This window comes from Bacillus bingmayongensis, from assembly GCF_000299035.1.
GTDB lineage: Bacteria > Bacillota > Bacilli > Bacillales > Bacillaceae_G > Bacillus_A > Bacillus_A bingmayongensis.
In genome coordinates this window covers 36,727-47,231 of the sequence record NZ_AKCS01000027.1, presented here as the reverse complement: position 1 = coordinate 47,231, position 10,505 = coordinate 36,727, and the positions used below count along the sequence as shown (strand labels likewise).

13 protein-coding genes and 2 pseudogenes are annotated in these 10,505 nt (G+C 32.8%); 5 read left to right on the top strand and 10 right to left on the bottom strand.

Features of this window, described 5'->3' with window-relative positions; all coding sequences use genetic code 11:
• From Y7E_RS0105630 to Y7E_RS34210, 3 genes and pseudogenes are all read right to left on the bottom strand, one after another.
• A partial coding sequence (locus Y7E_RS0105630; RefSeq protein ID WP_017150315.1) for an IS6 family transposase occupies window positions 1-294 on the bottom strand: 294 nt, incomplete at its 3' end.
• Between the two features lie 100 nt (window positions 295-394).
• A pseudogene (locus Y7E_RS31415) lies at window positions 395-808 on the bottom strand (transposase); the annotation flags it as partial.
• 135 nt (window positions 809-943) lie between these two features.
• Window positions 944-1,099, bottom strand: a complete 156-nt coding sequence (locus Y7E_RS34210; protein ID WP_017150313.1) for a hypothetical protein — start codon at window positions 1,097-1,099, stop codon at window positions 944-946.
• A 427-nt stretch (window positions 1,100-1,526) separates the two neighbouring features.
• Between Y7E_RS34210 and Y7E_RS0105615 the strand changes: the two genes are divergently transcribed.
• Complete coding sequence (locus Y7E_RS0105615; RefSeq protein ID WP_016113529.1) at window positions 1,527-1,751, top strand: helix-turn-helix domain-containing protein; 225 nt, start codon at window positions 1,527-1,529, stop codon at window positions 1,749-1,751.
• On the opposite strand, the gene Y7E_RS0105610 is transcribed toward Y7E_RS0105615, so the two are convergent.
• From Y7E_RS0105610 to Y7E_RS0105595, 4 genes are all read right to left on the bottom strand, one after another.
• A complete protein-coding gene (locus Y7E_RS0105610; RefSeq protein ID WP_017150312.1) occupies window positions 1,752-2,366 on the bottom strand; it encodes a replication-relaxation family protein in 615 nt (204 codons plus the stop codon). It abuts the gene before it with no gap.
• On the bottom strand, window positions 2,305-3,486 hold the full coding sequence (locus tag Y7E_RS0105605) for an FtsK/SpoIIIE domain-containing protein (RefSeq protein WP_017150311.1): 1,182 nt from the start codon (window positions 3,484-3,486) through the stop codon (window positions 2,305-2,307). The genes Y7E_RS0105610 and Y7E_RS0105605 overlap by 62 nt, the downstream gene beginning before the upstream one ends.
• Window positions 3,487-3,586: 100 nt before the next feature.
• Window positions 3,587-3,772, bottom strand: a complete 186-nt coding sequence (locus Y7E_RS0105600) for a hypothetical protein (protein ID WP_017150310.1) — start codon at window positions 3,770-3,772, stop codon at window positions 3,587-3,589.
• Between the two features lies 1 nt (window position 3,773).
• Window positions 3,774-4,070 (bottom strand): hypothetical protein, encoded by a 297-nt coding sequence (locus tag Y7E_RS0105595; RefSeq protein WP_026049102.1) that lies wholly within the window; start codon window positions 4,068-4,070, stop codon window positions 3,774-3,776.
• A 151-nt stretch (window positions 4,071-4,221) separates the two neighbouring features.
• Here Y7E_RS0105595 and Y7E_RS0105590 point away from each other — a divergent pair, with 151 nt between their 5' ends.
• Together Y7E_RS0105590 and Y7E_RS33550 are read left to right on the top strand one after the other, a co-directional pair.
• The gene (locus tag Y7E_RS0105590) at window positions 4,222-4,938 is read left to right on the top strand and encodes a hypothetical protein (RefSeq protein ID WP_017150308.1); all 717 of its coding nucleotides are present in this window, start codon (window positions 4,222-4,224) and stop codon (window positions 4,936-4,938) included.
• Window positions 4,939-5,147: 209 nt separating this feature from the next.
• Complete coding sequence (locus Y7E_RS33550; RefSeq protein WP_017150307.1) at window positions 5,148-5,306, top strand: hypothetical protein; 159 nt, start codon at window positions 5,148-5,150, stop codon at window positions 5,304-5,306.
• A gap of 189 nt (window positions 5,307-5,495) precedes the next feature.
• On the opposite strand, the gene Y7E_RS0105580 is transcribed toward Y7E_RS33550, so the two are convergent.
• On the bottom strand, window positions 5,496-6,323 hold the full coding sequence (locus tag Y7E_RS0105580) for a hypothetical protein (protein WP_026049101.1): 828 nt from the start codon (window positions 6,321-6,323) through the stop codon (window positions 5,496-5,498).
• Between the two features lie 265 nt (window positions 6,324-6,588).
• On the opposite strand from Y7E_RS0105580, the gene Y7E_RS0105575 reads away from it, so the two are divergent.
• Window positions 6,589-7,563, top strand: a complete 975-nt coding sequence (locus Y7E_RS0105575; protein WP_017150305.1) for an alpha/beta hydrolase — start codon at window positions 6,589-6,591, stop codon at window positions 7,561-7,563.
• A 149-nt stretch (window positions 7,564-7,712) separates the two neighbouring features.
• Window positions 7,713-8,105: pseudogene (locus Y7E_RS32570) on the top strand (transposase); the annotation flags it as partial.
• Window positions 8,106-8,320: 215 nt separating this feature from the next.
• Here Y7E_RS32570 and Y7E_RS29160 read toward each other — a convergent pair.
• Both Y7E_RS29160 and Y7E_RS0105555 read right to left on the bottom strand, forming a co-directional pair.
• Window positions 8,321-9,409 (bottom strand): hypothetical protein, encoded by a 1,089-nt coding sequence (locus Y7E_RS29160; RefSeq protein WP_390881330.1) that lies wholly within the window; start codon window positions 9,407-9,409, stop codon window positions 8,321-8,323.
• A gap of 80 nt (window positions 9,410-9,489) precedes the next feature.
• The gene (locus Y7E_RS0105555) at window positions 9,490-9,834 is read right to left on the bottom strand and encodes a hypothetical protein (protein ID WP_017150301.1); all 345 of its coding nucleotides are present in this window, start codon (window positions 9,832-9,834) and stop codon (window positions 9,490-9,492) included.
• Window positions 9,835-10,505: the final 671 nt, after the last annotated feature.

The window sequence follows — 10,505 nt, the reverse complement described above, 5'->3', positions numbered from 1 at the left end:
TGAATCAACTGCACGATATAAGTACATCCATTGACCTTTCACTTTAATATAAGTTTCATCGACTCTCCACGAATCATTTATTAATTTAAGATGATGTCGTACTTTCTCTTCTAATTGAGGTCCATATTGATGAACCCAACGCATAATGGTGGTGTGAGCCATTGATAATCCTCTTTCCTCCATCATTTCCACCAGGTTACGGAAGCTTAAATTGTACCGTAGGTACCACCTTACCGTTAATAAGATTAGTTCAGGCTGATAATGCTTCCATTTAAACAAATTTTCCTTTTCCATACTGATCACACCTTTTTTAGATTCATACTATCAGTATGTCCAAGTTTAGGAGATTACTTGCAAGAGCCTTGAATTTTTTGCACCAGAACCAACAGAACCATGAAAAGGGATCTAGGAGTTGAAATGCAGTTGAATCTAACATACGAATACGCTTGAAAACAGAAGTATATGGAAAAGAAATCGGTATAGATGAGGCCAATTTTTGGTTTAGTAGTTCAGCTAATATATGTTGTAAAAATTGGACGGCCGCTTTATTAAATCGTTGATTCAGTCCCTCAGGACTGATGAGCACTTCTGTTGATGCTTCTAAACAGCTAGATAGCTGAGCTAAAGAAGTCGTAGCAACATTTTAACTCATCCATACACATAAAGCGACTAAATCTTTGGTTTGGTACTTACTTGTTCGTTGCACAAAGCCAACATCTCTAGCAAGATTTCGTAAGATATTAGGGGATAAAAAGCTTCGAATTTCTTGAGCAAATAGTTGTAATTCATCAGATACAGAAATAGACATACAAAAACGCCATCCTTTCCTATGATTCTACAGAAAGAATAGCGTATTTTTTCATTTTAGGGGGTATTTTATTTTGTTAGCTTGATAATGATGTGGCGTTAGCCCTTACATGAAAAAATGGCATTTTTAGCATTTCTAATGTCCGCTAATGCTTATTGCGTGATTTGGTTCCATTGCTACACATACCCCACATAAGTTTAATGTAAAAAGTGGATCCAATTGATAACGGAAAGTTGTTACCATACAGTTTGTATTTTGTAATTTCTTATTGAATTTCATTACCGCTCTCATCTAATCCCTTTGTATCAACCCCGTTACTGTTGCTCCTTTCATACACATAACTTTTACATTATGGTATGTGAAATTATATATAATTCTTCAAAAATCGACCGCCGAACGAATTTTAGTTTCTTATTTTATTAAACTATTTTTGATAACTTCATAAAACAGGAAAAGCTTAAACCCTTGTGTATCAATGGATTTAAGCTTTTTATTTTATAGGAATACTCGTTGCAACAAGTTGCCATTAGGCTAGTGTATAAGCAACTTGTAGCTATTACTATGAATGCTAGATTCCTCAAAATTATTACATATTTTTTTATCTTATTCTCTTTTAAACTATATGCTGTGACCAACAAAATTATTCACTTATCTAAAGTTTAGAAAACTAAAGAATTGGACATGCTCTTAATAAAATCTAACAATTGAGGTGGAACACATGTCTTGGTTTAAGAAACCTAGATCTAACTTAGGTAAGTTTTTAGACAATCATAATATCAAACAAGTAGATTTAGCTCAAAAATCTGGTGTAAGTGAAGGAACAATTAGTAAGTTGTGTCGAGCAAATACTTTTTATCCCTCTTTTAAAAATGGACAAAAGATTATTAAAGCATTGAAGAGAATGACTCATAAAGAAATCCACCATGATGACTTTTGGATGTAGTTAAAACATATCGTGCATTATAAAAGTTCTTAGAAATACGTTTTGTTTTACAGCATATTGCTCTAACTTTGATTGTCGATAGTCTGATAATGTGACAAAAACAATCACTGGAACAATAGCATTCTGTCTTTTATAGATATCTGTTATATGGCCATATAACTGTATTTTGTGTTCGTTTGCTTTCATATGTTGCATGCGATCTATCTCAACAAAGTGAGGGACTTTATTTTCAAAATAGGTTGCATCAGGAATGATTTGATATCGCTGACCACCGGTTGAAAATTCTATCGTTTGTTCTGTTTTCCATTCGGGAAATCCTAGCCACATCCAGGCTTCGTTTCTCATTAAAATGTGCTGTAATTGACTATTTTTCTTTACTGTCCTTGTGATTCCTAATAAGTCACGTCCTTTTTTATTTAAATAATATACATGTTCACGAGCTATTTTTGTGATGTGACAATATGAAGTCAGATCCTTTAATACACGATTTGCATTTCGAATACTACCTAGACAGTGGATGGCTTGTAATTGCCTCCTAGTTGCAAAATCTAACTTACTCAAAGTGGATAAAATCTCGATTTGTCTCGCTTTCTGTTTGAGAGTTTGATGCCTCACTTTGTTTCACCACCTTGTATCGCTTCAGTAACTTCCACATATCTGTATCCTTTAAATATGGTACCTGGATTTCTTCTGTACGATCGGTTTTGAATAATGCTCTTCCTGGAAGGGAAGGCAGATCCTCAAGACCTGGTTCATCCAAAGCAACTTGTGAAGCAACCGCTGTTGGTAATCGAAAACCTAACTTTGCATCAGCATTTTGTTTGATTTGCCTTGGCAATGTGTCAGAGGTTGGATATTGGGTACAAAATATAAGCCGAAATCCTAAACCACCTCCGATTCTTGCGATTTCAGATAACATCTCCTGGCACATAAATAATAAATCCCGTTGTTTTTTAGGTAAACCTTGTGTCGGACAAAGATTCGCTCCTTCGTCTACAATGATGAAGCAACGTTCTCTAATTGATGTGTCTATAACATTGGTAAAATAGGACATTTTCATCATCTCAATCTGTTTTACCATTTTTTCACGTACTCTCACCAACATCTCTAACGCCTGTTCCGGGTTTTCAGCTACTTCTACTACTTGGGATAGCCCTTTGTAAGGACTAAATTCTAGCCCTTCCTTCAGATCGATAATAAAAAAATTCACGTGTTGAGATTGTTGCAAAATTAAACTAGTCATCACATTTTTTAAGAATACTGTCTTTCCAAAACGAGTCATTCCACTTACACACATATGCGGTGTTTTCTCGAAATCATGATATACGTGTTTATCTAATGCTTTCCCCATCATAACTCTCCATGTGTGCTCTTTTAACAGATCCTTAGACCAATTCCACATTTCAGGTATTCGTTGCTTAAATACTCGAATATGAAGCTCTCTTTGATGAAACGATATTTTAACAGGTTTATATAGTCCTTCTTCTAATACTTCAGCTAACTTTTTGATAAGTTGACTAGGTACGCCGAGCGGTAACTTGTAAACATAATTCATACTTATGTCATCTTCTATTTCTTTTATAAAAATAGGGTATTGTAATTCACCTTTATGTTGAACACATATCTTTGCAATTTCAAAAAACGTTGCAATTTTTTTCTTATCACTCATTCCTTTACTTTGATAAAAGTAAGCTACTGCTATAAAGGTTGCTGGAATTAATAAAAGTGACATCATATCCTCCATACCTCCTTTAGGTAGTTGAGCCTGTATGGAAGGTTAGAAAAAACAGATTAAGGCGCACTATTACAATTATTTTCAACTACCAGATGTAATACTAACGTAGAAACACATCTAGTATATCCATTAGCACATACCAAACACTCCCAATCAACAAGCATTTGAGACCCGCACGTAGCAACCAATCTGGAAGGTAAAGACCTTTCTTTTTTAGTAACTTAATTCCTAAAACTGAAGCCCCGGTCACACCATAAACAATTCCTAGCTCTCCAATGATTGTCATGTTAATCCCATCCTTTTGGTTTAATGGAAAGATTCCCTTGACGATCTCTGTATAACTGATAATCATCTAACAACTCATTCCAAGACAATGCATGTTCATCACCGTACAAATCTTCTTCGATTTTTTGACTTAAATAATAGTACCCTCGATACTGTCGATCTAAATATACTTCGTGTCGTTGCATATGCTCTTGTATCGCACAAATATTCTCTTCTTTTTTGGTTTCTTTGTACATTTGTTTGAGCGTTTTTGAAGAATAAAGGTACGGAGTGCTATATAACATCTGATATTGGTTCATGTCATCACCATCCATATAATTTTCTAGATGCACTAAATACATATGATGGTGATTCACTTTTTTGAATTTGTACTATAAAAAAATGATGACAGAAACAATATGTATTATTTAGAATTTTTCGATAAAATTGGTGTATTACTTATGAAATGGAGTGTTCAATATATTTGATACAACCACTAATTTTCAAGAGTTTATTTACTGTGATTTAGATAGGTTTTTTAATCAAACATCAAAGAAAGTATCTGATTATCCTAAAATTCAAAAGGTTATTAGAGAGCACAAAAAGAAATTGTGGAGTTTTGGGAGTTTTTTTGAAGAAACTTTGAAAACATATTCTATTGAAGACATGCTTTTTAGAATGAGTAATCAATGCTTTACAAAACAATTCTTCTTTGGAGCAAAACGAGAATTGGGTTATTACTACTTGACTTGGGATATTTCAAAATTACAAGAAACCATTCAAGAAAATGAAATCATTCCAAATACACTCATTGTAGATAATTTAATATCTGAAGCACAAGATAATGGAGTAAATTTAAATACCATTGATGTAGAAAGGGAAAATAATGAACCAATTATAATAGCTCAACATCCTGTTGCAAATAATAATTATAGAGGAATTATTATCGACGGAAACCATCGAATTGCTCAAGCTTATAAAAAAGGGCATCATCAAATTTTAGCGTATGTTTTACCTCCATTTGTTCATATGAAGGGATTACTTTTAGATTTAGATGTATTTCTTTTTAAATTAGCTTATAATTTCAGTGTAATCAATAAATTTGTAGATGGCATGAATACCACATCAGAAGAAAATATAAAAAAGGAATTGCACGATACATTGTTCAAAGTTTTGTATAAAATATAGTATTTTTTATCGTTTCCTGACAGAAGACTCACACTTCAACAAAGTAAGTGGGAGTAGTTCAACCTTAAATGATTACAATTTTTGCTGGAGTTTGACAATAATCTCTAACTATCCGGAACTATGCTATAATGGTGAAAGGTAATTGCAAAAGTTAGGGTGGACGCTATCACTCCTTCTTTCTATTTTAGAAAGAAAGGGGGTGACAAGCCATGGAAGTACTTCTTGAATTTCTAAAGGAAATTATGAAGGGTGTCGCTCGTGAAACGTTCGCACATCTCTTTAAGAAAAACATTTTAGAACACAAGAAATCCACCCTATCATCTCGCCGTCGGAAGCGTAAAAAGGGTGGATTTTGTAAGAAAAAATAAATTATGATAGCCACCACCTTGACGGTAGCAGTTATCTCGAGAGAGCGCATGTTGGAGCATGTCGCTCTCTTATTATTATATGGAATATAGATTGAAAATATGTTTCTGTTTGTACTTATATTATACCATTAAGCAGAAGATTTGCAATCTGGACACATATACAACAATACAAAAATGGCTGTTATCCTCTTAGATTGTATAACCTTCTTCCAATAAAGAAGCAAGCGCACCATAAAGAATCATCTTATTAAAATCATCACCCCAGTGACTAAATAACGTACAAATCCTAATTTTCCATTTTAAACTAAAAAAACGTAATAACCGAACCTTCTCTTCAATGAAAGTTAATTCCTTTTGAAGATTTTTAAATTTCTCATGTATAAAGTTCATATCTTTATCAGATAAATTAAAATTAGATGGCATATAGATATCGATATCTATAATTGAGACATCCTTATACTTTATCCAACCTTGTTCTATTCTAAATCCTAATTTCTCCACACTACTACACAAATCCTGAAACCATTTTTTATATTGTATATAATTTCTTTCAGATACCGGATTGTACTTGTAATATGACACTTTAGCAAATATATACGGTGCATTAACAATCTTCGCAAATACTGTTCTATGATTCCCATCTCCATAAGCAAAATAAATATCTTCTTTATCAAAATATGCAAGTGGTACACAATATCTAGACTCCTCAAATGAAAAGATAAATCGTAGTAACCCTTTTTCCTTCAAACGTTCAAATAAGGTTTCTATACGATTATGAGCCAGTACTTCAGCTTCTCCATTGAAATGTTCCCACCATGTACAGTTCACATTCAATCTAGTATCCGTTAAACCTTTAATTTTTGTAACATCCACTAACTTTTTTTGTTCTTCCTCTTTTACATAATCATAATATCTTTCAAGTTCCTCTGAAGATATTGGTTTCTCTTGATCTGTTTTAATAAGATGTTCAGAATCTACTCCACATTTACAGAGTTCTTGGAACAAAGTATTATCCATATAATCCCCACAGATTCGTATTTGCTGTGTTTTCAAATATATATCCCTTTGTTGCAAAATGTGCGTTCTTCTACATTAATAATAACAATTGTACCATCCTGAAATTTCCTTTTAACTCTAAATAATATTGAGAAACATAATTCCAAACCAGAAATTATGGTAATAATTTTATTCGATATTCACAGGTAGGTTGATTATACTTGATATGAATAAAACTTGCATTTTACCCATAATTTGAACTTTATGTAGTTTGGAGGATGCTAATTTGATTATTTCAAAACTCATCGACCGATACGCCCTATATGATTTACATAAAAAGCGAAGTAAAGAATTTCAGTATTCTTCTCTTTCTAACACTTCACTAAATTTGAAGGACATATATTCCTTTTATAAAGTAAAACCAGTTGATGTTCATTTCGACATCAAATATTCAAAGGATAAAGAATATTTGATTGGACAATTCAAGTATCAAAGTTCAGTTCAATCTGGCGATCCACGGAATAATGCTGTAACAGGAGAAGTCTTCTTAAATAACAATGACGATGCACCTCATGTCATCTTGGTTCATGGTTGGCGAATGGATTCTACAGATAGGATTAAAAACATATTTAAAAAGAAAATGATGGATTTAGGATGGAATATGTACTATTTTACAATGCCTTACCACTTTGACAGAGAGCCAGAGAGTTCCTTGTATAGTGGAGAATATATGGTGAGTGCTAATATCGAACGAACTGTTCAAGCTTCTAGACAGGCGGTAGTTGATTTGCGAGCACTGATTCATTGGATTAAAGCAAATAGAAGTGGGCGAATAATTCTAATAGGCATTAGTTTAGGTGGATTTATTACTAATCTAACAGCTCTTGTTGAACCCAAAATTGACGTATTAGCATCCATATTTTATGCCAACCGACTTTCCTACTCAATATGGAATACTAATCCCGGTAAGTTTATCAGAAAAGATCTGGAACATCATGGCGTAACTTATGATGATTTAATAAATTATTGGAAAATCACTGAACCTAGTCAAACAGTACCAAAGATTAAAAAAGAAAATATTTTATTAATTTCAGGTAAACACGATCTGTACGTGCATTCTGAGGATACGGACTATTTGTGGGAATCTTGGGAGAGACCTATGCGATATATTTATAATTGCGGACATGCTGGAATTGTTCTTAAACGAAAAAAAATCGCAACTGACACTATTAATTTTATTCGAAAACGAATAGAAGGATGAAAACATGATAGCACTGGTCATTTTACTATGGTTAATGGGGGCAATTCTTTTTCTTACAAATCCCAAGAATGACGAAACTAGGTGGGCGAGTGTTATTGCCTTTTGTAGCACGATTATAATTGAACTTTATTCCAAATCAACACAAAGAAAAAGGATTCGTTCAGCGAAAGAGTAAATATCAAGCACAGGAGTTAGTTACTTTATGTGTATGGATGAACCAAAATGTCGCTACGACGTCTGTAACTTAGTTATGTAACTGTTTAGAAGCATCAACAAAAGTACTCATCAGCCCTGAGGGACCAAATCAACGATTTAATGCTGCAGCCGTGCAGTTTCTACAACAAGTATTAGCTAAACTTCTGAACCAAAAATTATCTTCATCTAGGTTGCTTTCTTCCTCATATACTTCTATTTTTAAGCGTATTCGTATCTTAGATTCCACTGCATTTCAATTTCCAGATGTATTTTCATCGGCTTATCCTGGTGCAGGAGGTTGTAGCCATAAGGCTGGTGTAAAAATTCAACTTGAATATGATCTTTTAAGATTAACATTGTTTTCTTCTGCTCTATACGGTAATGATTTTCAATTCTGATTGCAGGAGTGTCAGTGCTCCTGCCCTATCCAATGGATATACAGTTACAGTTGGTGAAAAGTCCCCCTACATAAAAAAGAAGACACCCTTAAAGAGTGCCTAAAAGAGGAGTTAGATGCTCTAATACATCTGCTTCCCATCTGTAATTATTTATAATACTCGCCCTAACATTTCTTTACAAAATATTCCCTATAAAATTCCCTTAGTATGTAACCTGTATATTCCCTAATATCCATTAAATTTATATGTGCCCCCATTTTACAGCCATGTTCACTATCTTTATCAAGCATTGGGAATGAGTGTGAAGAAAGACTATCCTCAGATAGCATCTCTCCTCTATGCAGATATTTTGACCTTTTATCATAATACTCAATAAAATCCTTTGCTACATCTGCATTCAGGTATTTTTCAGTTGAGCCCCTTACCCTTTTAGAAATCTGATATTTAGGCTGACTACACTCTTTACATTTCTCCTCCTGAAACCCAATTAAGGTAGTAACCTCTAAAGCAGACAGGTATAAGGTTGTTGCTATTTCAGTCAATTGGTCATCATACTTTCTTGCAGTATGGTAGTGGGAACAAGCCTTTAAGAATAAAGCTAAATCCTTATCTAATTTATCAGTGTTAGCTATATAGTCCACAAACCTTTGACCTATCTCTGAAATGACGATATATCCATTCCTAACAAATGGCTGATATGTAAAGGAATCATTTATAGAGACTGGTACTTGATACACTTCATTAGGTGATATTTCTGCAAGTTTTTGGCCTGTATCATATTTATAATCTCTCTCAAAAGGGGCATTTGTTTCTACTGATAAAAAGTCCATTATCTGCTTTAACTTAGGAAAAAACTTACTATTCACTTGACTTTTACCATGAGCATATATTGGGAAAGTAATATCAGTAAATCCATCTGCTGATACCTCTGTTGTGAAATTCTCACCTTTATAACTTGATAGAGAATAATGAGACTTAATACCTATCTTAACAAAAAATTTTTCATAAGCCCCTTTGTTTTTTCTTGCTTTTCTCACAGCTTGTCTAAGTCTTTGACCTAAAGGAGAGTTTGCCTCTAATTCTTGTCTATTGTCCACATCTTCAAAGAACAGATTAACAATTGAGCCATTGTGCTTGTATGTAATACCAACATTTAGAGATGTAATACCTATGTCCATGATGCCAAAATGAATTTTTTTCTTCTTTGTCTTTTCTAGGTGCATAATAACTACACTGATATTTCCCAAATTCATTTTCAAGCTCTGCCCATAGACTTCCCAAAAAATCATTAGACTGTTCTATATCCATAATTCCAATATCTAAAAGCATCTATCTACATATCCTCCTTTACAGTAGCCCTATCCAAAGTATTTATTATGATGTAGATAACTTTTAACCAAAATAAAAGAGAGACAGAGCAATTAAACCCTCCTCTCATCTCTAACTCAATTTGTTCTGTAAGTAACTCCATATCAATGTAACTAACTGTTAGCTTAATAAGGAGCTTTAGGTCTTGTACATCTTTATCTTCCCATTTCCTTACATAATGAGTCTCATCATTCCCTAACCAAACATCCCTTTCAGCTAGAGATGCTACTTTGGGATGTGCTATGTAAGCAGTAATACATGGTTTAAGGCATTTCTTCTTAATATCATCCTCATCAGCTATACTTAGCAAATCATCAATTCTACTATTCTCTTAAATTTTACCCCTTTATTATAAGTTAACATAAAAATTTTGGTTAGATAATGGAGTCTATTTTTTATCATGTTTTTACTAATTAATAAAATCTAATATAAATATATATCTTATATATATTTAAAATATAAAGATAAAACTTATATAGGTCTAGTAAATATGCTCTTATCCTTACTGTAACAAGGAATTTGAGCATACTATAGCGTAAAAAATCATAAACAGCAAAATCTAACAACACAAAAATAGCCATTAGTAAGGTATAAAACCTACAAATAATCATAAATGAAATCATATATTTCTACATAAAAAATGAAACAAATTGATGCATTGTTAAATATATTTATTCAAGTGCTAAATCTTCAATTCATCCACTGTATGTCCACAATTTTAAAATATTTACTCACAAAACATTCACAATATAGGCTAACTAATCAACATAATTAGAATTTGTCACATTACTCACATATATATTGATGATTTTTGATAGGTGAAGTGCCAAAATCCCTTTATTTCAATAATCATTATATAATATTATTCACATCGGGTTTTATTTATCTACATACCCACGAAATTTAATGTTTTTCTTATGATTTTTTGTAGGTATTTGTATGCATTTTAGATAAATATAACGTGTTTATTTAAATATAGAC